The organism is Boseongicola aestuarii, assembly GCF_900184815.1.
GTDB lineage: Bacteria > Pseudomonadota > Alphaproteobacteria > Rhodobacterales > Rhodobacteraceae > Boseongicola > Boseongicola aestuarii.
The window spans coordinates 132948-154455 of the sequence record NZ_FXXQ01000004.1 but is presented as its reverse complement, the minus strand read 5'-3'; the positions used below and the strand labels follow the sequence as shown (position 1 = coordinate 154455).

The following is a 21508-nucleotide window of genomic DNA, read 5'->3' as shown; positions in this document are numbered from 1 at the left end:
CTTGTCAGGCCCGCTCAAGGCAAGATCAGATAAACCGCCAAGGTCCACATCAAAGCGCCCACACAGACATCCAGCAGCCGCCAGGCACCCGGACGCGCGAAGACCGGCTGCAATGCCCTCGCACCATACCCGAGACTTAGGAAAAACGTGGTCGACGCCGCCACAGCGCCCAAGGCGAAAACCCATCGTGCCTTCCCGAATTGCGCACTGACCGACCCCAGCAGAACAACCGTATCCAGATACACATGCGGATTGAGCCAGGTCAGCGCCAGAACCGTCGCAATCGCCGCTTTCAGACTTTGTCCAGTACTCCCATCGACCGCCAGCGCCTCATCGCCCGTAAACGCTTTCCAGAATGCCAGCGCTCCATACCCCAGCAAAAATGCCGCCCCTCCCCAGCGCATCACGGTCTCGAAAACCGGAACAGCCTCGCTCAGGGCCCCAAACCCCGCAACCCCGGCAAGGATCAAAAGCCCGTCTGAAACGATGCACACCAGAACAACAGGCCCGACATGCTCGCCCCGAATCCCCTGCCGCAAGATGAACGCGTTCTGCGCCCCAATCGCCAGGATCAGAGAAAACCCCAGCGCAAATCCCGATAGCAGCGCTGTCATACCCGTCGTCCTTCACCCTTTTTGCAGCCATTGACCACGCAGGCCCACATCATGCAAATTAAAGAAAAAATATATGGATTAGTGATACTAATGTTCGAACATCCCCACCTCGCCGCCCTCACCGCGATCCTGCGCACCGGTAGTTTCGAGGCCGCCGCCGCCCACCTCTCCGTCACGCAATCGGCGATTTCACAACGCATCCGCGCGCTGGAAGACCGCGTCGGAGCCCCCGTCCTGCAACGCACCACCCCACCCAAAGCAACACCAATCGGCAAAAGACTGGCCGCCCACGCCGATGCGCTCGCCCGCCTGAATGCCGAACTTGACGCCGACCTGGGCCACGACCACGCCCTTGCACTGCGCCTTGCGGTTAACGCCGACAGTGTCGATACCTGGTTCCTGCCCGCACTTCAGGACCTACCCGACCACCGCTTTGAAATTCGCATTGAAGATCAGGACCACTCGGCCGATCTTCTTCGAAACGGCGAAGTCGCCGCCGCCGTGACCACCCGCGCGACAGCAGTACAGGGCGCCGACGTGACACCCCTCGGCGCCCTGCGCTACATCGCAACCGCCAGCCCTGACTTCAAAGCCCGGCACTTCAAGGACGGCCTCACCGCCAAGGCGCTCGCAACCGCACCCGCACTCGTGTTCAACGAAAAAGACAAACTGCAGGAGAGTTGGGCGCGCGCGGCAACCGGGCAAACTCTCACCCTGTCCGCCCACTACCTCCCCTCAACGCGCGGCTTCGTGGAAGCCGCTACCCTCGGCATCGGCTGGGGCCTGAACCCCGAACCCCTCGTGCGCGACGCCCTCAAGGACGGTGACCTCGTCGCCCTCAAAACAGAGCTACCGTTCGACACACCGCTGTACTGGCAAACCAGCCGCATCGGCCAAGGCGCCCTCGCCGCCCTGACGTCAAACGTCAGAGCGGCTGCAAAACGCCTGCTTCACCAGACGCCCGGCCCTTCACCCTTTTGAAAATACCATGGGGTGAGGCCCCGACAGGGGCCGAGGGGCAAAGCCCCTTGAATCGCTCCGTTCAGAGCTGCGCCATGATCTCGTCGGAAATCTCGAAATTCGCCGTCACGCGCTGAATATCATCGTCGTCTTCCAGAACTTCGATCAACCGGAACAGCTTTTGCGCGCCTTCCAGATCAAGCTCGGTCGTGGTGGTCGGCTTCCAGATCAGCTTGGTCGATTCTGCCTCGCCCAGGCTCGCCTCAAGCGCCGTCGACACCTCGTTCAAATCGGTATCGCCGCAATAAATCGTATGACCCTCGTCGCCACTCTCGACGTCCTCGGCCCCCGCCTCGATGGCCGCCATCATCACCGTGTCCTCGTCGCCAACCGACGCGGGATAAACGATCTCGCCCTTGCGCTCGAACATGAACCCGACCGACCCGGTCTCGCCAAGGTTGCCGCCGTGCTTGCCAAAGGTCGAACGCACAGTCGAAGCGGTGCGGTTACGATTGTCGGTCATCGCCTCGACGATCACTGCAACGCCGTTCGGCCCATACCCCTCATAGCGAATTTCTTCATAATCATCGCCCTCGCCGGCCTGGCTTTTCGAAATCGCGCGATCGATCACGTCCTTTGGAACCGAGTTCGACTTGGCTTCCTTTACTGCCAGACGAAGACGCGGGTTCTTCTCGGGGTCCGGGTCGCCCATTTTTGCGGCAACCGTGATCTCCTTGGACAGCTTCGAAAACAGCTTCGAACGCATGGCGTCCTGACGGCCCTTGCGATGCTGAATGTTTGCCCATTTTGAGTGACCGGCCATGCCACGACTCCCGATTTGATAAGATCGGCCCCTTCTAGTCGCGCGCCATACGGACCTCAAGACCGCGCGCGCAAGTTCTCTGCCAGCACAAAATTACAAACAATTTATCATAGATCTGCCTCAAATCGCCGAATCGCATCGTTAGAGTATTGGCAAGTTCACTAGTAATCCTTGTTTGGCGAGTATCTGACATGAAATCGAATTTCCTCCTGCCCGCTGTTATCCTTTCTGTCGCATCCTTGGCAGCGACCGCTCCGACGACAGCTTTCGCAAAATCACCAAGCTGCGCAGCCTTCCAGTCACAGCAGACCTGTGATCGCCATGACCGTGCCGACCGCAGAGATGCCGCCAAGAAAAGCCCCGCGCGCGCAGACGCCGCCAAGGCCGAAGCCGCCGAGAAAACAAAAGAAAAAGTTGAAGACAAAACTTCAGACAAGACTGAAGACAAGGTCGAAGAAAAAGCCACCAAGTCCGACAAGGCAAATAAGCTGGAAAAGAAAGCCGCTAAAGCCAAAAAGAACGCCGAGCGCCTTGAGAAAAAGGCCGCAAAAAAAGCCGCCGCCGCTGAAAAAGCGGCCGAGAACGCCGAGAAAGCCGCAGACCGCGCCGAAAAGGCACAAGCCAAAGCCGACAAGCTGTCCGACAAGGCCGAAAAAGCCGCGGAGCGCGCTGAAAAGCTGGAAAACCGCGCTGAAAAAGCGGCCGATACCAGCGAAACGGAAAGCTGATCCTGAACTGGCCGCCTCAGAGCGGCCAGATCACCGGGATCAGAAAGGACGCCAAAAGCCCGATGCTCAAATTCAGCGGTATCCCTACTTTCAGGAAATCGCTGAATTTATACCCCCCCGGACCATAAACCAGCATATTGGTTTGATAGCCGATAGGCGTCGAAAACGCCGCCGAGGCCGCAATCATGACTGCAATCACCAAAGGCCGCGGGTCTATCCCCAGCGCCCCCGCCAAGCCGATGGCGATCGGGGTCACTACAACGGCAACGGCGTTGTTGGTCACCAGTTCCGTCAGCACAGACGTCAGCAGATAAATCGCCCAGATAATCGCCCAGGGCGGCAAAGCTCCGAGTGAAGGCGCGACCGCGTCGACGATCATCGCCACCGCCCCCGTTGCTTCCAGCGCCGCGCCGATGGCCAGCATGGCGAAAATAAGCGCCAGAAGTCGGCCGTCGATCATCTCGAACGCCTCTTCGGCGTCCACGCAACCCGACAACAAGACAACCGCAACCGCCAGGATCGCCAACAGAAAGATCGGCGCAACTCCGAAGGCCGCCAACGCCACAATCCCCAACAACGCAATCACCGCGACAGGCGCCAGCTTGCGGCGATAAGCGCGCTCCGTCGGGTGGCTGACGTCCGCCAACTGCATATCGGCTGCCACGCGCTGAATATCGGCGGGCGCGCCTTCCAAAAGCAGCGTATCGCCGACACGCACCACAAGGTCGTCCAGCTTGCGTCCGATATTCTGCGCGCGCCGATGCACCGCCAACGGATAAACCCCATACCGCCGCCGAAGCCGCAAAGACCCAAGCGACCGGCCCACCATCCGGCACCCCGGAGTGATCAGAACTTCGACCGTGGTCGTCTCGACCGACCCAAGCTTGTCGATTGTGCGCAGTTCTTTCGACTGCTGAAGGCCCAGCGCTTCGGCCATGGGTGTGCGCAAGACAACGCGGTCCCCCGGCGCCAGTTCGACCGACTCCAGATCCCGCCGTAGCGACGCATCCCCCCGCAAGACGTCGATCAACCGTACTCCATCCCGCTTGAACATCTCCACGTCGCGTACAGGCCGACCGATCAGGTCGCTTTCCTCGGGAATGGCCACTTCGGTGAAGAACTTCATTTTCGAACGGTCCGACAAGACCATCGCCATCGAGTCCCGGTCCGGCAGCAGCCTCGGCGCGACATAGCGCAAATAGATCATCCCCCATGCCACCAGCACGACGGCCAAAGGCGTGACCTCGAATATCGTGAAGGCCTCTAACCCCTGCGCGCGCGCCACGCCGTCCACCAAAAGGTTCGTAGACGTGCCCAGCAGAGTCAGCGTGCCGCCCAGAATCGCGCCATATGACAGGGGGATCAACAGCTTGGACGCCGACACGCCCAGCTTCGACGCCAGTTGCACGAAAACCGGGATCATCACCACGACCACCGGCGTGTTCGAAACCACCGCCGAGGACAGGACCACGAACCCCATCAATCCCGCCGCAGCAGCCCAGGGACGTACGCCCGCCTGCCGCTCGACCTGGCCCGTGAACCAGCTCAACGCGCCCGTGCGCACCAGCGCGCCCATGACGATAAACATCGCTGCAATCGTCCAGGGGGCGGGGTTTGACAACACTTCCAGCCCTTTTTCATAGGGCAAAAGCCCAAGGACCAGCATCAAGGCAACACCACCGATCGCGACGACCTCGGTGGTCCATTTCTCCCATAGGAACATGCAGAACATGCCTCCCACGACCGCCAAAGCGAGAATGGCGGACGTCTCCTGCGAAAAGGTGAAAAGCGGTGTCATGTCACGTCAACTCTTGCCTCTTTCGTCCAACTCCACAAGGGCCGCGCGCGGACTGGGTTGGACCAGAAAAACCCCGGTCAGAATGACGCCCATCGCGCCCCAGACCCACACAGAATAGCTTTCGTCCAGGATCAGCATCGCCCACCCCACTCCGAACCCGGTGACCAGATAACTTACCTGAACCGCAAAGACCGGTCCCGCGCGTCCGACCATCCAGACATAGGCCGAATAAACCAGAACATGGATCGCCGATGACAGCATCAACGCGAAATCAGGCCGCCCCCAGGGGCCGCGCGGATCAATAAATTGCCCCGATGCCAAGGCAATGGGCAAAGCGATCATGGCACCGACAACCGACGCACCGTACAGCACCTCGACCGGCTCCAGACCCGCCGTCCCCCAGCGCGCCACCACATTACCCTCCAGCCCGTAAAACAAAGGTGCAATCAACGCGAGCGGGATGAACACAATAGCGGCACGTTCCGGCAGGCTCGCTTCCGGTGCCACGATCAGCAAAACGCCGAATAGCCCCAACGCCAGCCCTCCGAACCGCACCCATTGAAACCGCTCGTTCCCCATCACGATCGCAAACGGAAACGCAAACAACGGCACCAGCGACAACAGAATCGACACGACCCCGGCGGGCAAATGCCGCGCCGCCTCATAAGACGCCGAATTCGGCAGAATCGTCCCAATCATCGCGATAATCACGTAAATTCGCAATGCGGGCCGTGAGAGCGTCAAAGGACGGCCGCGAAGCGTCTGAATCACCCCCATCACCATGGCACCAATGGCCAACTGCCAGAACACCAGCCCGATATGGCGATAGCCTTCGCTTACTGCGATCTTGGCCAAAGGCTGCGTGGACCCCCATCCTGCCCCCATCGCAACCAGACATACGATCAGAAAGACGCGCTCGCTCACTCCGGTCCCGACGCCTGAAGGCGTCCACCATCACGGATCATCTGCACATCCGTCGCCTTGCCCGTGCGATCATCCGTCACCACGAACAGCCCCGACAAGGTCGCCTCGCCACTCGCAGGCTCGAACCGCCCCTTGCCCATGCCGGTCACGAACCGGCGCAACGGCTCGGCCTTGTCCATGCCGATGACCGAATTGTAGTCCCCGCACATCCCCGCATCCGCCTGAAAGGCGGTGCCGCCCGGCAGAACCTGCGCATCCGCCGTCGGGATATGCGTGTGCGATCCAACGACCATGCTGGCACGCCCGTCGCAGAAATGGCCCATGCCCATCTTCTCGCTCGTCGCTTCGCAATGCATATCCACTAAGATCGCCTGCACCATGCCGCCCAAAGGGTGCGTGCGCAGAATATTGTCGACAGCTGAAAACGGATCGTCAAAGGCGCGCTTCATGAAAACCTGCCCAAGGACCTGCGCCACCAGCACCTTGCGCCCGCCCGGAGCCTCAAAGACCCGCGATCCCACACCCGGCGCCTGTTTGGCGTAATTCACCGGGCGAATGATACGCGGCTCGCGCTCGATATAGGTCAGCATGTCCTTTTGATCAAAGGCATGGTCCCCAAGCGTCAGCACATCGGCGCCGCTCTCCAGAAGAAGCTTGGCATGATCGCCTGACAGCCCGGCCCCCGAAGTGGCGTTCTCGCCGTTGACCACGACGAAATCCGCCCGAAGGCGCGCCCGCAATGGCTTCAACCGCTCGCGGATCGCCGTCCGCCCGGACCGCCCAACAACATCGCCAAGGTAAAGAATTCGCATGACTTCGGACTATCCTTGGCCCGAAAGCAAAGCAAGCACCGTCACGAAGTCACCTGAAAGCGACGGATGCCAGTTTCCGTGACGATCGCATCCAAAGGCTGGTCCGTCGGCTCGATCGGCAGCGTGTCGGCCAATTGCGCCTCATAGGCAAATCCGACAGCGGTCACCGGCCCCTCGGGCCGCAACTTGTCCAGTGTTCGATCATAATGCCCGGCACCATAGCCCAGCCGATGACCGCGCTCGTCGAACGCCAGCAAGGGCACGACCAGAACCTCCGGGATCACTTCCGTTTCATCGGCAGGCACCTCGACCCCGAAACTGTCCGCAACCATCGCCGCCCCCGGCGACCACGCGCGGAAAATCAACGGCTTGAACCCCGTCGTCACAGGCAAACATACCTCCCTGTGGGCGCAAAGCTTCTTCAGCAGGGGGCGGGGGTCAATCTCGGTTCGAATTGGCCAGTAAAACGAAATCCGGCCCTCGGTTTCGCCCAAGACCTTTTCCAGATTTGCCAGTGCGGGTGCAGGATCAACGACCCCATGCGCCGCCGCACGCCGGTCTCGCGCGGATTTGCGCAAAGCGGCCTTGTCCATCACAGCAAAACCACGGACGCCAACCCGAGAAACGCAAAAAACCCGACCACATCGGTGACGGTGGTCACAAAGGTTCCCGAAGCCAGCGCCGGATCAATCCCGACCTTATCAAGCGCCAAAGGCACCAGAACACCCGAAAGCCCCGCGACCAGCAAATTCACGATCATGGCAACCGCAATGACAAAACCGATCATCGGAGAACCGAACCAGATCACTCCGACAATTCCCATAACCACCGCAAAGATCACGCCATTCAAAAGCCCGGCCACGGCCTCGCGTCGCACAACCCGAAACGCGTTCGACCCGGTCAGGTCCCGTGTAGCCAATGCGCGCACCGCGACTGTCATCGACTGCGTCCCCGCGTTGCCGCCCATCGAGGCCACAATCGGCATCAAGACCGCCAAAGCCACGACTGCCTGCAAGACATCCTCGAACAGGGAAATCACGATCGACGCCAGGATCGCGGTCGCCAAATTGACCCCCAGCCAAGGGAAACGCCGCTTCACGATCTCAAGAGTCGAGTTCGACAGGCTTTCATCGCCCACGCCACCCAGACGCAAAACGTCCTCCTCGTGTTCTTCGTCCAGAACCGCCATCGCGTCATCAATCGTGATGACACCGACAAGCCGTCCGTTCTCGTCGATGACCGGCGCGGTGATCAGGTGATACTGGTTGAAAGCATAAGCGATGTCGCCTTCGTATTCGACGGCATCAAACACACGGAAACTGTCTTCGGTGATGGATTGCAACGGCATCTCGCGACGCGACGACATCAAACGACCCAAAGTCACGTAAGCCGTCGGCCGGTGGCGCGGGTCGACAAGAACCACATGGTAGAATTGCTCGGGCAGATCGGACTGCGCGCGCATATGGTCAATCGCGTCCCCGACCGTCCAGTGTTCCGGCGCAATCACAACCTCGCGCTGCATCAGTCGCCCGGCCGAGAACTCCGGATAGGCCAATGCCTGCTCGACCGCGATCCGGTCCACAACGTCAAGCGCCTCAAGAACGGCCTCTTGCTGGACATCCTGAAGATCTTCAAGGATGTCGACGACATCGTCGGACTCCAGCGTACGCATGGCTTCGGCCAAAACCGACGGCTCAAGCGTTTCGATCACTTCATTGCGGATATCTTCATCGATTTCTGAAAGAATCTCTCCGTCGATGTAATCGCCAGCAAGTTGCAGGATTTTCGTGCGTTCCTGGACGTTTACCTGCTCAAGAAGGTCGGCGATATCCGCCGGGTGGAGCGGCTCGAAAACCTCCAGAAGTAGCGCGCGATCCCCGTCATTCGCGGCCTGTATCGCCGCAGCCACGACCCGGTTGCGCAGCGCATAGTCGTCTTCGGTCTCGTCCTCGGGCTGCTCAATCGTTTCGGTCTGATCGTTCATTTTTGAAACACCTTCGCACGCGGGACGGGGTGAACATTTTCACACCCTGCTCTAGAAACCAGAATTGACTATAGTTGAGTAAATGCGCCAACCCTAGAGGCTGCGATGACAAAAGAAACATTGCTTATCGGTCAAACGCTCGCTTTCGAGGCAGATCCCTTTCAACAGGGCATCGATGCGGCAAGATACGATTCGCGCGGCGGCATCCTGATCCGCGACGGCCTGATCGCGGCGACGGGAACCGCCGACGATCTGCGCCGTAAACACCCCATGGCCGAGGTAACCGACTACGGCGACGGCTTCATTCTGCCAGGCTTCATCGACGCGCACGCCCACTATCCCCAAACCGCGATGATCGCGTCCTGGGGCAAGCGGCTGATAGATTGGCTGAACGGATATACTTTCCCGGAAGAAATGAAGTTCTCGGATCCGAAATATGCATTCGAGATCGCCAGGACCTACTTCGACCTCACACTGGCCAATGGCACGACAACGGCAACCAGCTTCACCACGATCCACCCCGAAAGCGTGGACGCCTATTTCACCGAAGCCCAAAGCCGCGGCCTGCGCGCCATCGCGGGCAAGACCTGCATGGACCGCAACGCACCCGAGCGCCTCACTGACACGGCACAATCCGCCTATGACGACAGCAAGGCACTGCTGGAAAAATGGCACGGGCAAGATCGCCTGATCTACGCCATCACACCCCGCTTTTCCCCCACCTCGACCCGCGAACAATTGAACGCCCTAGGCGCACTTTGGGCCGAACACCCGGACTGCCCAATGCAGACGCACCTCAGCGAACAGACCGAAGAAATCGCCTGGGTCCGGGACCTCTTCCCGGAAGCGCGCGACTACCTCGACACCTACGAGGCCGCCGGTCTTGTCGGACCGGGCGCACTTTTTGGACATGCCATCCACCTGACGGACCGTGAGCGCGCCAGACTGAAGGAAACCGGCGCCAGCCTCATCCACTGCCCGACTTCGAACACCTTTATTGGCTCTGGATTGTTCGACATGGACGGCCTGATGCGCGAAAGTCAAACCATCGGCCTGGCCACGGACACGGGCGGAGGGTCATCGTTTTCCATGCTTCGCACCATGGCGGCGGCCTACGAGATAGCGCAATTGCGAGGCCGCGCGTTGCATCCGGCGGAACTTCTCTGGCTGGCCACGAGCGGTTCCGCCCGCGCACTGAGGCTTGAGACGAAAATCGGAACCCTCGCGCCGGGCTTTGAAGCGGATCTGGTGATCCTAGACCTCGCCTCGACCCCCGCGATCGCCCAACGCGCGACACGCGCGCAATCGATCTGGGAAGCCGTGTTCCCAACAATCATGATGGGAGACGACCGCGCAATCCAGGACGTCCGGATTTCAGGCAAACCGGTGCGAGTCTGATTTTTTTGCCTCCGGCGGTGGTATTTCGGAAAGGGTGAATAGCAAAGCGCGATCCACCCCGCTTTCAGCCCGAAGACCAAGAAGCGGGGCTTCACCCTTTGCGGTCATCGGCTCCACAGCCTGTACCGCAACAACTTGATACAAGCTTAAAGTTAAGGCTTCCTTGCAAGGAAAGCGCCGCGCGCCAATACTTCACCCTTTCAAAAATACCAGATTGCACCATTTGCCGCTCCGCAATCCCTTGTCATTTGAAGCGCATCCGTCATTCTCGCCGGAATGCTGACCTTTGCCCTCGCCGTCTTCTTTCTCATCATCACACCTGGTCCGGGCGTCCTGTCGCTTGCCGGCGTCGGAGCGGCCTTCGGGTTTCGACACGGCAGCCGATACCTCGCAGGGCTCTTTGTAGGTACCAACCTCGTGTCGCTTGGGGTCATTACCGGCCTTGCCGCTGTGATGCTTGCTGACCCCCGCGTTCGAACCCTCTTCTACCTGATTTCTGTCGGATATCTGCTTTACCTTGCCTTCCGTATTGCCTTTGCGGGTTCTAGGCTCGCCTTCATCGAACGCGCCGCGCCCCCCGGCATCAAAGGCGGTATTCTGCTGCAGGCCGTTAATCCCAAAGCCTACGCGGTCAACACGGCGCTGTTTTCGGGCTTTGCCTTCCTGCCCGAAGCTCCTGCGCTGGAGATGGCGCTTAAACTGTTGATCCTGAACCTGATCTGGATCGCCATCCACTTCTTCTGGCTATGGATCGGGATCACCTTGAGGCGCCTCGAACTTGCGGAAAAAACCCAACGCGCGATCAATATCGGGATGGCCACATCCATGCTGATCGTCGTCGCACTGGCCGCGTTCGCGCCTCACTAGGCCATCAGCCGCGCAACCAGCTTTTGCCCTTCACGCAACGCCGCCCCAAGATCGAACGTTGCCATTGCGCCCGCTTCGACCACCCGGCGACCTTCCACAAAGAGATCTCGCACCTGCCTCGGCCCGGCCAGCACCATCGCGGCCGGATCCCAACTACCGGCGCTTTCGATGCCTCCGACGTCCCAGATTGCGATGTCGGCGCGCATCCCCGGCACGAGACGACCGATGTCGTCACGCCCCAGAACCTCGGCTCCTCCGACGGTCGCGATCTCCAAAGCTTCGCGCGCCGACATCTTGTCGGCACCACCAACGACCCGCTGCATCAGCATCGCCTGACGCGCCTCGCCGATCAGGTTCGCGATATCGTTCGAAGCCGACCCGTCAACACCAAGCCCGACCCGCACGCCCGCGTCGCGCATTGCACGCACCGGAGCAACGCCCGACCCAAGCCGGCAATTCGAACAGGGGCAATGCGCAACCCCCGTGCGACTGTGCGCGAACAGATCGATCTCTTCCGCATCCAGCTTGACGCAATGGGCATGCCAGACATCGTCCCCCGTCCACCCCAGATCTTCGGCATACTGACCCGGACGGCACCCGAACATTTCAAGCGAATACGCGATATCCTCGACGTTTTCCGCCAGATGCGTGTGCAGCCGCACCCCCTTGTCGCGCGCCAGCAAAGCCGAATCCCGCATCAACTCGCGGCTCACCGAAAACGGCGAGCATGGTGCCACGCCGACCCGCACCATTGATCCCGGCGCGGCGTCGTGGAACGCGTCGATCACCCGGACGCAATCGTCCAGAATGGCGGCCTCTGCCTCGACCAGATGATCCGGCGGCAACCCCCCGGCGCTTTCACCGATCGACATCGACCCGCGTGTAGGATGAAAGCGCAAGCCCACCTCTCCCGCTGCCCAGATCGTATCGTCCAGCCTTGCACCATTCGGAAACAGATACAGATGGTCTGAACTCGTGGTGCAGCCCGAAAGCGCCAACTCCGAAAGGCCCAACACAGTCGACACCCGCATCTCATCGGGACCAAAACGCGCCCAGATCGGATAAAGCGTCTGCAACCAGCCAAAAAGCAGCGCGTCCTGCCCGCCCGGAACCGCCTTGGTGAGCGTTTGAAACAAGTGGTGATGCGTGTTGACCAGGCCTGGCGTCACAACGCAGCCCCGCGCCTGGACAACCCGTACGCCCGGCGCATCGAGGTTTGCGCCGATCTGCTGAATAACGCCGCCTTCGATCAGAATATCGCTGCCCGACAGGTCATCACCCGCCATGGTCATGATTGTCTCGGCGCCTTTTATAAGTGTTTTCGACATGATCTCTCCTGGTCCTGTCGCTCTCTTCGGACCAGGTTAGGTCGGCAGGACGACAGAAGAGAGCGCAAAAGGACTCGTCCTGCTTGCGATCTTAATGTGCCAAATTCACCGCGTCCATCACAGGCTGTCAGCCATCAGCGCCAAAGCTGCACGATGAAGCTCGGGCGTGGCAGCCGCGATGACCTGACCACCCTTGTGGACCGGCCTGCCCGACCAGTCCGTCACTATCCCGCCCGCCGCCTGAATGACGGCAATCGGAGCCTGCACATCATAGGCTTGTAGACCGGCTTCGATCACCAGATCGATTTGTCCCGCCGCCAACAGCGCATAGGCATAACAATCACACCCATAACGCGTCAGACGCACCCGGTCCGCGACGCGCCGAAAGGCGCGAGCCTCGTCAACCGTGCCAACCTCGGGAAATGTGGTGAACAGCGTGGCCTGCGCCAAATCCGTCGTGCCCCGGACCTTCAAAGCGCGCCGGCCCATTGGCCCGATTACTTCCGCCCGCCCCGGCCCGCCATAAAACCGTTCGCCGATATAAGGCTGATCGATCGCCCCCAGCACCGGACCGTTGGCATCCGAGCACGCAATCAAAACGCCCCAGGTCGGCGTGCCGGAAATATAGCTCCGCGTGCCATCGATAGGATCGAGAACCCAGGTCAAACCGGTTGTACCCTCCTTGGCGGCAAATTCCTCGCCCAGAATTGCATCGTCGGGCCGCTCTGCCGCCAGAACCGTGCGCATTGCAGCCTCGGCCCCCTTGTCAGCAACCGTCACGGGGTCGAAATCAGCGCGCTTGCTCTCGGTCTGCAAATCCGCCTTGCGGAAATGGCGCAAAGTCTCGACGCGGGCCGCGTCTGCCAGCGCATCGACCACCGACCAAAGTTCGTTCACATCGAAATCAGACAAAAGAAAACCCCCACGCCGACAGGCATAGGGGTTTGCGTATCAGACCCGCTGTGCGGGTCAAGCAAAGGAACTCTTAAGCGACGTCGCTCAGCACACGCGCCAGTTCGAACAAGCGGCGGCGTTGCGTTTCCGGTATGGCGTAATAGGACCGCACAAGTTCCAGAGCTTCTTTGTCGGCAAGGATATCACGCGGTATCTTCTGATCTTCGACTGTTGCTTCAGACTCGCTGTCAAGTCCCTCGAAGAAAAAGCTGACTGGAACACTCAGTGTCTCGGCAATGTCCCAAAGGCGGGAGGCCGAAACACGGTTCATGCCGGTTTCATATTTCTGTATTTGCTGAAATTTGATGCCGACGTGTTCCGCAAGCTGTTGCTGGGTCATGCCAACCATCCAACGGCGGTGCCGAATGCGTTTCCCAACATGTACGTCAACGGGGTGTTTCATATGTATTTCCTTACAACCATGGATATACATGACCTCAATCCATACAACTTTGATAGCTGTCTTTTTAGTCAGGTCATCGGGTTCACGTCAAATGATTGACCATCACGTCAAGGTCAACTTGAACACAGTAAAGCGAAAACCCTTCGAAACAGTATATTGCAGACACCAACTGGTTCATCTTGTCGATCATTCCGGGCACACATACTATAAGCGGCAGACCGCGCGATACGAAAACGCAGAGTGGGAAACGAACAAAATGTACGCGGCTTGCGCATGATTCTTCTGTCCGTGAGCGAACCGAACGCAACACCCACTCTCATTTCAGCGCCGATTCCCACGCCTTCCGACACGCAAATTCAGGTCAGGATCGCCGCCACAGCCCTTAATTTCGCGGACCTTCTGCTGATCCAAGGCCGATATCAGGACACACCCGACTTTCCTCTTGTCCCGGGCCTCGAAATCTCCGGCACCGTCACCGCGGTCGGCCGCAAGGTCACAACCCATCGGATCGGCGACCGCATTGCCGCCATCACCGGCCACGGCGGCCTTGCTGAGTATGCCGTGCTCGATGCGCGGCGGGCCATTCCCCTTCCGGACGCAGTTGACTTCCACACATCTGCCGCCTTTCAAATCACCTATGCAACCGCGCATCTCGCGCTGGTCCGCCGCGCAAGACTGGCCGCTGGCGAAGTCGTCGTCATCCTCGGGGCCGCCGGAGGCGCAGGTCTCGCCGCCATCGAAGTCGCAAAGGCCGCAGGCGCCAAAGTGATCGCCGTCGCCCGCGGCGCAGACCGCCTCAAGGTCGCAACCCGTGCAGGCGCGGATATCTCAATCGACAGCGCCGCCACTGGCTTCGCCGACCTCCTGCACTCCCATGCGCCGTTCGATATCGTCTACGATGCCGTAGGGGGCGATGCGGGAACAACCGCCGCCCGTCGCTTGCGCCCCGAAGGTCGTCACCTCCTCATCGGCTTTGCCAGTGGCGACCACCCCACGCTGAAGCCAAATCACCTGCTGGTGAAAAACATCGACGTGATCGGCTTCAACATCTCGGCCTACCCGGGCCTGAACCCGACCGCGATGACCGACAGCCTGACCACCCTGCTGCGCTGGCTGGAACAAGACAAGATCCGCCCGCACATCGGCCACACCTTCCGGCTTCAAGACGCAAATCAGGCACTCGACCTGCTGAAAAGCCGCAAAGCCACCGGCAAGATCATCGTCACCCCGTAAGAGCCAGCTTCGGCGCGCCATAGGACCGCCGCACCAACTGCGCCAGATGATCCTTGACCGTGCTTTGCGCCACGTCCGAAACGTACATATTGATCAGCTTTTCTCCGACTGCAGGCAGCGCGCCGTTGTGGTTCACTTCCTCAAGCTGGGGTGCATTGGTCCCCTCGATCTGCGCGAACACTGCCAGATCGGCCGCCACCACGGCCTCCACGGTTCGCGTCGATTCCGAATCCACGGCCATCTCCCATGGCAATCCGGCCCGGTCCAAAGCCTTCATCATCGACTTCCTGAACTGACAATGCGGCTCGGACGCCAATGGCAAGGGCCGCCGCTGCCACGCCGACCCGCCAGGTGCGCCGTACCAGACCATCGGCTTTGTCACCAAAGTCTCGCCGTTCGGATCGACGTGATCTTCCGTTGTCAGAATGATGTCGCACTGGCCGTCCGCAAACAGCTCTTTCAGCCGCGCCGTCCACGATGACAACAATTGCACACGCATCCGGGGATACTCGGCAGTGAAAATCTGCAGGATCCGCGGAACGCCCGGATAAATGATGTCATGCGGCACACCCAGAACCAGAACGCCCTCATAGGCCTGATCCGTCATCTGGCTGAACACCTCGTCATTCATTGCGATCATCCGCCGCCCATAGCCCAAAAGCTGCTCACCCTGAGGCGTGACCCCGATCGTACGCGACGTCCGGTCCAAAAGCGCCACCCCAAGCGATTCCTCAAGCCGTTTCAACTGCATCGAAACAGCCGATTGCGTCAGATTGAGCAACCCCGCCGCTTTGGTGACGCCCCCCATATCAGCCACGGCAACGAACGAGCGCAAAGCAGTCAGATCCAAATTTCTCGGCATATCAAAATCCTTGATGACAAACGTCAAAAACATTCGTTTCACTAAAGTATCGTGACATGGCAAATACATCAAGCTTGTTGATGCAAGCGTGGCGAACCATCATATTTTAAAAGGAAATCCCCATGTCTACGACAACTCACACCGCCCGCTTTGTCACAACTCCGTCCCGCCGGACCGGCTTTGTGCAGTGGCTCCTCACGCTGAACGCGGCGCATAAATCGCGGATTGCTCTTGCAAATCTGGACGAGAAAGCACGCCGCGACGTTGCTCTTACGCAAAGTGATGTGCAAATCGAACTGTCGCGGCCGCTCTGGGACGTTCCAAGCGCTTGGAAATGCCAAAAGCGTACCTGACAAAAAGACTCGTTTTTCAGGGCTTCGGCCTTGAAAAACAAACGAACCCAGCCAATATTCTTTCTTGGGAATGTCCGGACTGTCCGGACATGTGGAATTTCGTCAAGGAGACCACCTCTTATGGCACAGTATCAGACCGTCCGCACCGCACCCGGTGTCCGCACGGCCGAGATTGATGCGGGCCTTCGCGCCCACATGAACAAAGTCTACGGCACTATGTCCGTGGGCATGCTTATCACCGCACTCGCTGCATGGGCTATCGCTGGCCTCGCCGTCACATCCGATCCGTCGGCGACCGGCATCGCGATCCGTGAAGGCGAATACCTGTCCGGTCTCGGCGCCGCGATCTACACAACGCCTCTGCGTTGGGTGATCATGTTCGCGCCTCTGGCGTTCATCTTCTTCGGCTGGGGCGCATTGATGCGCCGCGCATCGGCCGCTGGCGTGCAACTGGGCTTTTTCGCCTTCGCCTCCGCCATCGGCCTGTCGATGAGCTCGATCTTCCTCGTCTTTACGGACTTCTCGATCGTACAGACCTTCGTCGTCACCGCTATCGCCTTCGCGGGCCTCTCGCTTTGGGGCTACACCACGAAAAAGGACATCTCCGGATGGGGCACATTCCTCATCATGGGCGTGATCGGCCTCATCGTGGCGATGATCATCAACATCTTCCTGGCCTCGCCTGCGATGATGTTCGCGATCTCGGCGATTGGTATCCTGATCTTTGCGGGCCTCACCGCCTACTACACTCAGGACATCAAGAACCAGTACGTCCAGCACGCCGCCCACGGCGACCAGGAATGGCTCGACAAAGCGGCCTACGACGGCGCCTTGAGCCTCTACATCAGCTTCCTGAACATGTTCCAGTTCCTGCTGATGTTCATGGGTCAGCAAGAATAGCGACTGAGCTAAAGACAAAGGAAAAGGCCGGCCTCAGCGCCGGCCTTTTTTGTTCCCGTGGCTTGCACGCAGGCGGCTCATCGTAACCGGCGTGATCCCTAAGAACGACGCAATCGACGCATGGGTGAAGATATCTTCATAGCAGGGAAAAGCCTGTCGAAACCAGGTCAGCCGTTCCGCTCCACCAAGCGCCGCCAGGCACCACTCTCGTTCGGCCTTTTCGCTCAGAGCATGTCGCAAAACACCATTCGCCCAATTGCGTATGGACGGTGATGCGATCATCCGATCCGATAACAAACCACTATCGATCTGAACCAGTGACGCATCCGTCGTTGCTACAATCGACACAAGCGACAAACCCTCCCGCGTGCGCGCAATACTCGGCGTGACAACGCAGGGCCCCACGTAAAACCCCACACAAATCTCCTTGCCCTCCGGGTCACAAATACTGCTCGTCAGACACCCTTCCAAAAGGATGAATTCAAGTGCTTCGGGTTGCTCCTGCCAAGTCAGATGGGCGCCTTTGCCAAGGCGCACCTGCTTCCAATCTGACGCAAAGTCATCCGCCCAATCGATATCTGACACATCAGGCGACTGCGTCAGAAACGTCCGTAAATCCATCTTTGCGGGCCTTATCATATGATAATGCGGGGCGCTTCGCCTGAGCGCATGTATGTCACAAATCAAGGAGTTTACAAAATGGCGAAACATATTGCTTCAAGCCACATCGCAGCGGTAGCAGTTACCGCCGGACTGTTGGTCACCATGATCTATCTTGTGATGATCAATGTCACACTCGCTCATATCGAAACTGCCTCAGGCCTCGTCCCCTTCGACATGCGCCCCCTTGGATATGGCCCAACAGACGCGGCCGCCCTTCTCGACGCGCTCGGCGCAGACGGACGCTGGTATTATCTCAGCCGCCAGATACCACTTGATACACTCTATCCAGCCCTGCTCGCCCTCACCCTGATCGCCACGATTTACTGGCTTTCACAACGCAGGCCAGATCGAATGCTCACCCGAGCCGCCATTGCCCTTTCTATTGCCTGCGCTCTGCTCGATTACCTCGAAAACCTTGGCATCGCGGTCATGATCTCGAACTGGCCCGATATTCCGACTGCTCTGGTATACGCCACAAGCACCGTGACAATTGCAAAATCCCTTGCAACCACATTGGCCGTGCTCCTGACGATCTGCATAGCAGTGGTACGAGTGCGCCAGCCCAAAGCGGACCCTCGCAAACAAGCAGTCCATCCCGAGGCAAGCACAACCCGGGCTCCTTCACCCCTTTAAAAAATACCAAAAACTTGGGCCGCGCGACGCCAGTCGCACGGCCCTAAAAAATTCGAACGTCTGACCGCAGGTCAAACCCCGCTACCCTACGGCAGCTTTCTCTTCCGCCGCATCGGCCAAAGCCTCGGCCCGCGCGGCCAATTCGGCAAGCGTCTGCGTCACCTCGTCGGGGATCACTGCGACCTCGACCCGCGTGGGCTCCGGCTGCGGACGGCTCTGCAATTCCTCGATCCAAGCCTGCTGCTGGGCCATCTTGTCCTCCAGCGCCTTCATCTGATCATCCGTCCCAGCAGCCTTGTCGGCCAGCATCAGACCTGCCATCAACAGCATCCGCGCTTCGGGAAGGCGCCCGATCTGATCCATCAGAATGCTCGCTTCGTTGTCCAGCAGTCCGGCCGCCGACTGCAGGAAATGCTCCTCGCCTTCCTGACAGGCCACCTGAAACGGGCGACCGCCGATATTGATCGTCACTTCCGGCATCTTACGCCTCCTTCAATATGGGGTTGAGCGTAGCAAGCACATCGTCGATCTCCGCACGATCCGCCGCCCGTGCCGCGCGCAAAGCGTCAAGCTCACTTTGCAGCGACGCATTTACCAAACCTGCATCAGGCAAGGAACTCGCATTCGCCTCGCGCAGCACCTGATTGGACCGCCGCAATTCATCGCCAACAGCTTTCAGCCGCGACAATTCCCCGTCCCGGCTTTCAACCTGGGCCCGCAAACGCGCGACCTGAGCCTCAAGCCCGGCCACCATCGTTTCCTGCTTTTCCTTTATCGCCCGGACCCGCTCTTCCAGTTGCGCATTGGCGACGCGTTCGGCCTCCAACTCGTCCATCAAGGCGGCCGCATCCGCTCCACCTTCGGAACCACCTGCCACGCCAAGTCGGTCCATCGCCTGCGCCGCCCGGTCCAATGCCGCCGTGATCCGCCGTTCCAGTTCGGAAATGTCGCTCATCTGACTGTCCGCTCCCTCATCACTTCGGGGCTGTAAAACGGTACACGAATCGCACCAAACCCCACCATTCCCTCAGTCATACGAAGGAAGCGCGGGGTTTTCACCCCCTTTCGGCGCTATCGGGGCCTCGGCACGCTTGAACTCGCCCGCCTGCCTGCTATCACCGCACGAAATCATAACCGCATTTCGCGAACACGACTGACAAGGGGACAGACCTGTGGACATTGCAACCTTAAAAGAGCTTCACCCAGACCACTTCGCCCGCGCCACCGCGATCCGCGCGCTGTCGATGGACGCCGTGCAAGCCGCAAACTCGGGTCACCCAGGCATGCCCATGGGCATGGCCGATGTTGCTACCGTCCTGTTCGAAAAGCACCTGAAGTTCGACGCCGCCAACCCCGACTGGCCCGACCGCGACCGTTTCATCCTGTCCGCAGGTCACGGCTCGATGCTGCTCTACTCGCTCCTCCACCTCACCGGCTACGAGGACATGACGCTTGAGCAACTGAAGAACTTCCGCCAGCTCGGCTCGATTACTGCGGGTCACCCCGAATACGGCCACGCCAAAGGCATCGAAACCACCACCGGTCCCTTGGGCCAGGGCATCGCCAACGCTGTCGGATTCGCAATGGCCGAAGAAAGCCTCCGCGCCCGCTACGGCAAAAAGGTCTGCGATCACTACACCTACGTCATCGCCGGCGACGGCTGCCTCATGGAAGGCATCAGCCACGAAGCCATCGGCCTCGCGGGCATGCAGAAACTCGGCAAACTCATCGTGATGTGGGACGACAACAGCATCTCTATCGACGGCGACGTCGGCCTCTCTGACATCACCGACCAGAAAAAGCGCTTTCAGGCTGCCGGCTGGCAAGTCGTCGAATGCGACGGCCACGACCCCGAAGACATCGACCGCGCCCTGACCCAGGCCAAATCGTCGAAGAAACCCACGATGATCGCCTGCAAGACCCACATCGGCTTCGGCTCACCCAAACAGGACACCGCTGGCGCGCATGGCTCGCCGCTCGGTCCCGACGGGATCAAAGCCACTCGTGAAGTCTACGGCTGGCCCTACGGCCCCTTCGAAATCCCGCAGAACATCCTCGACGAATGGCGCGCCATCGGCGCACGCGGCGCCGCCGACCGCGCTGAATGGTCCGACCGCTTCACGTCCCTGTCACCCAACCGCCAAAGCGAGCTCACCCGCCTCTGGCAAGGCGAAGCGCCAAAGAAACTGGCCTCGACCATCCGCAAGCTGAAAAAACAGATCTCTGAAGACGCCCCGAAAATGGCGACCCGGAAGTCCTCCGAACTGGTGCTGGAACACGTGAACCCCGTCATGCCCGAAAACATCGGCGGCTCGGCGGACCTCACCGGCTCCAACAACACGCTGACCCCCGACCTCGGCATCTTCAACCCGTCAAACCGCAAAGGCCGCTACGTCCACTACGGCATCCGCGAGCACGGCATGGCAGCCGCCATGAACGGCCTCGCCCTCCACGGCGGCATCCGCCCCTATGGCGGCACGTTCCTCTGCTTCACCGACTACGCACGCGGCGCGATGCGTCTTTCGTCCCTCATGGGCGTGCCCGTGACCTACGTCATGACCCACGACAGCATCGGCCTTGGCGAAGACGGCCCGACCCACCAGCCCGTCGAACACGTCGCCATGCTGCGCGCCTCGCCAAACATGAACGTCTTCCGCCCGGCGGATACGGTCGAAACAGCCGAAGCCTGGGAGCTGGCGCTCACGTCCAAAAACACCCCAAGCACCCTCGCGCTCACCCGCCAAAACCTGCCCACGGTGCGCACCGAACACAAGATGCGCAACCTCACGGCACAAGGCGCCTATGTCCTGCGTGAAGCCGAAGGCAAACGCCAAGCCATCATCATGGCCACAGGCTCGGAAGTTGAAATCGCCGTCAAAGCCCGCGATCTTCTCCAAGCCCAGGGCATCGGCACCCGCGTCGTCTCTATGCCCTGCTGGGAGTTGTTCGAAGAACAAGACGAAGCCTATCGCCGCAAAGTCCTGCCCGCAGGTCCGGTGCGCGTCGCGGTCGAAGCCGGCATCCGTTTCGGCTGGGACCGCTGGTTGTTCGGCGAGCGCGGCAAGCGCGAAAAGTCCGGCTTCATCGGCATGCACGGCTTCGGAGCCTCCGCCCCCGCGCCAGAACTCTACGAGCACTTCGGCATCACGGCGGAAGCCACAGCCACCAAGGTCAAAGACCTGCTTGGCGGCAACTGGGCGCCCGACCCACGGACCTGATCCGATCTGGCAATTTTAGAGAAAGGGCGCACTTCAGCGCCCTTTTTCATGCA

General features: G+C 59.9%; 23 protein-coding genes. 9 read left to right on the top strand and 14 right to left on the bottom strand.

The features are described from left to right. Positions 1–14: 14 nt before the first annotated feature. The gene (locus BOA8489_RS08025) at positions 15–614 is read right to left on the bottom strand and encodes a LysE/ArgO family amino acid transporter (RefSeq protein WP_093973494.1); all 600 of its coding nucleotides are present in this window, start codon (positions 612–614) and stop codon (positions 15–17) included. A gap of 90 nt (positions 615–704) precedes the next feature. Here BOA8489_RS08025 and BOA8489_RS08020 point away from each other — a divergent pair, with 90 nt between their 5' ends. Further along, positions 705–1595, top strand: coding sequence for a LysR family transcriptional regulator ArgP (locus BOA8489_RS08020; protein ID WP_093973493.1), 891 nt, complete (start codon positions 705–707; stop codon positions 1593–1595). 61 nt (positions 1596–1656) lie between these two features. Here BOA8489_RS08020 and BOA8489_RS08015 read toward each other — a convergent pair whose 3' ends face one another. Next, a complete protein-coding gene (locus tag BOA8489_RS08015; protein ID WP_093973492.1) occupies positions 1657–2397 on the bottom strand; it encodes a YebC/PmpR family DNA-binding transcriptional regulator in 741 nt (246 codons plus the stop codon). A gap of 191 nt (positions 2398–2588) precedes the next feature. On the opposite strand from BOA8489_RS08015, the gene BOA8489_RS08010 reads away from it, so the two are divergent. Beyond that, entirely contained in the window at positions 2589–3125 is a 537-nt protein-coding gene (locus BOA8489_RS08010; RefSeq protein ID WP_093973491.1) for a hypothetical protein, read from the top strand. Between the two features lie 16 nt (positions 3126–3141). Here the strand turns inward: BOA8489_RS08010 and BOA8489_RS08005 are convergent, their stop codons facing one another. Genes BOA8489_RS08005 through mgtE form a run of 5 tightly spaced genes read right to left on the bottom strand, consistent with a single transcriptional unit; the run spans position 3142 to position 8643 of the window. Next, positions 3142–4923: an SLC13 family permease gene (locus BOA8489_RS08005; RefSeq protein WP_093973490.1), complete on the bottom strand. Its 1782-nt coding sequence runs from the start codon at positions 4921–4923 to the stop codon at positions 3142–3144. A gap of 6 nt (positions 4924–4929) precedes the next feature. Further along, positions 4930–5847 (bottom strand): DMT family transporter, encoded by a 918-nt coding sequence (locus BOA8489_RS08000; RefSeq protein ID WP_245813733.1) that lies wholly within the window; start codon positions 5845–5847, stop codon positions 4930–4932. Beyond that, positions 5844–6659, bottom strand: a complete 816-nt coding sequence (locus BOA8489_RS07995; RefSeq protein WP_093973489.1) for a TIGR00282 family metallophosphoesterase — start codon at positions 6657–6659, stop codon at positions 5844–5846. Before BOA8489_RS07995 ends, BOA8489_RS08000 begins: the two co-directional genes overlap by 4 nt. 41 nt (positions 6660–6700) lie before the next feature. Next, positions 6701–7252, bottom strand: a complete 552-nt coding sequence (locus BOA8489_RS07990) for a 5-formyltetrahydrofolate cyclo-ligase (RefSeq protein ID WP_093973488.1) — start codon at positions 7250–7252, stop codon at positions 6701–6703. Then, the gene (mgtE, locus tag BOA8489_RS07985; protein WP_093973487.1) at positions 7252–8643 is read right to left on the bottom strand and encodes a magnesium transporter; all 1392 of its coding nucleotides are present in this window, start codon (positions 8641–8643) and stop codon (positions 7252–7254) included. Before mgtE ends, BOA8489_RS07990 begins: the two co-directional genes overlap by 1 nt. A 105-nt stretch (positions 8644–8748) precedes the next feature. Here mgtE and guaD point away from each other — a divergent pair, with 105 nt between their 5' ends. Further along, positions 8749–10041 carry a guanine deaminase gene (gene guaD / locus BOA8489_RS07980; protein WP_093973486.1) on the top strand — a complete coding sequence of 431 codons (1293 nt, stop codon included), beginning with the start codon at positions 8749–8751 and terminating at the stop codon, positions 10039–10041. A 276-nt stretch (positions 10042–10317) separates the two neighbouring features. Beyond that, entirely contained in the window at positions 10318–10908 is a 591-nt protein-coding gene (locus BOA8489_RS07975; RefSeq protein WP_093973485.1) for a LysE family translocator, read from the top strand. Here BOA8489_RS07975 and BOA8489_RS07970 read toward each other — a convergent pair. The 3 genes from BOA8489_RS07970 to BOA8489_RS07960 all read right to left on the bottom strand — a co-directional run bounded on the left by BOA8489_RS07970 (position 10905) and on the right by BOA8489_RS07960 (position 13593). Continuing rightward, a complete protein-coding gene (locus tag BOA8489_RS07970) occupies positions 10905–12236 on the bottom strand; it encodes an 8-oxoguanine deaminase (protein WP_093973484.1) in 1332 nt (443 codons plus the stop codon). The genes BOA8489_RS07975 and BOA8489_RS07970 overlap by 4 nt on opposite strands. A gap of 117 nt (positions 12237–12353) precedes the next feature. Next, positions 12354–13148 carry a histidinol-phosphatase gene (hisN, locus tag BOA8489_RS07965; RefSeq protein WP_093973483.1) on the bottom strand — a complete coding sequence of 265 codons (795 nt, stop codon included), beginning with the start codon at positions 13146–13148 and terminating at the stop codon, positions 12354–12356. A 73-nt stretch (positions 13149–13221) separates the two neighbouring features. Further along, positions 13222–13593, bottom strand: coding sequence for a helix-turn-helix domain-containing protein (locus BOA8489_RS07960; protein ID WP_093973590.1), 372 nt, complete (start codon positions 13591–13593; stop codon positions 13222–13224). Positions 13594–13866: 273 nt separating this feature from the next. Here BOA8489_RS07960 and BOA8489_RS07955 point away from each other — a divergent pair, with 273 nt between their 5' ends. Further along, positions 13867–14826 carry an NADPH:quinone oxidoreductase family protein gene (locus BOA8489_RS07955; protein ID WP_093973589.1) on the top strand — a complete coding sequence of 320 codons (960 nt, stop codon included), beginning with the start codon at positions 13867–13869 and terminating at the stop codon, positions 14824–14826. On the opposite strand, the gene BOA8489_RS07950 is transcribed toward BOA8489_RS07955, so the two are convergent. After that, positions 14816–15688, bottom strand: a complete 873-nt coding sequence (locus BOA8489_RS07950; RefSeq protein WP_093973588.1) for a LysR family transcriptional regulator — start codon at positions 15686–15688, stop codon at positions 14816–14818. The genes BOA8489_RS07955 and BOA8489_RS07950 overlap by 11 nt on opposite strands. Before the next feature lie 122 nt (positions 15689–15810). Between BOA8489_RS07950 and BOA8489_RS20160 the strand changes: the two genes are divergently transcribed. Together BOA8489_RS20160 and BOA8489_RS07945 are read left to right on the top strand one after the other, a co-directional pair. Then, the gene (locus BOA8489_RS20160; protein ID WP_141138258.1) at positions 15811–16041 is read left to right on the top strand and encodes a hypothetical protein; all 231 of its coding nucleotides are present in this window, start codon (positions 15811–15813) and stop codon (positions 16039–16041) included. A 120-nt stretch (positions 16042–16161) separates the two neighbouring features. Then, positions 16162–16941: a Bax inhibitor-1/YccA family protein gene (locus BOA8489_RS07945; protein ID WP_093973482.1), complete on the top strand. Its 780-nt coding sequence runs from the start codon at positions 16162–16164 to the stop codon at positions 16939–16941. 33 nt (positions 16942–16974) lie between these two features. Here the strand turns inward: BOA8489_RS07945 and BOA8489_RS07940 are convergent, their stop codons facing one another. Further along, a complete protein-coding gene (locus BOA8489_RS07940) occupies positions 16975–17562 on the bottom strand; it encodes a Crp/Fnr family transcriptional regulator (protein ID WP_093973481.1) in 588 nt (195 codons plus the stop codon). Positions 17563–17640: 78 nt separating this feature from the next. Between BOA8489_RS07940 and BOA8489_RS07935 the strand changes: the two genes are divergently transcribed. After that, complete coding sequence (locus BOA8489_RS07935) at positions 17641–18237, top strand: hypothetical protein (protein ID WP_141138257.1); 597 nt, start codon at positions 17641–17643, stop codon at positions 18235–18237. 81 nt (positions 18238–18318) lie between these two features. On the opposite strand, the gene BOA8489_RS07930 is transcribed toward BOA8489_RS07935, so the two are convergent. Then, entirely contained in the window at positions 18319–18717 is a 399-nt protein-coding gene (locus tag BOA8489_RS07930; RefSeq protein ID WP_093973479.1) for a cell division protein ZapA, read from the bottom strand. A 1-nt stretch (position 18718) separates the two neighbouring features. Continuing rightward, the gene (locus BOA8489_RS07925) at positions 18719–19192 is read right to left on the bottom strand and encodes a hypothetical protein (protein ID WP_093973478.1); all 474 of its coding nucleotides are present in this window, start codon (positions 19190–19192) and stop codon (positions 18719–18721) included. A gap of 217 nt (positions 19193–19409) precedes the next feature. Here BOA8489_RS07925 and tkt point away from each other — a divergent pair, with 217 nt between their 5' ends. Next, the gene (gene tkt / locus BOA8489_RS07920; RefSeq protein WP_093973477.1) at positions 19410–21455 is read left to right on the top strand and encodes a transketolase; all 2046 of its coding nucleotides are present in this window, start codon (positions 19410–19412) and stop codon (positions 21453–21455) included. The last annotated feature ends 53 nt before the right edge of the window (positions 21456–21508 follow it).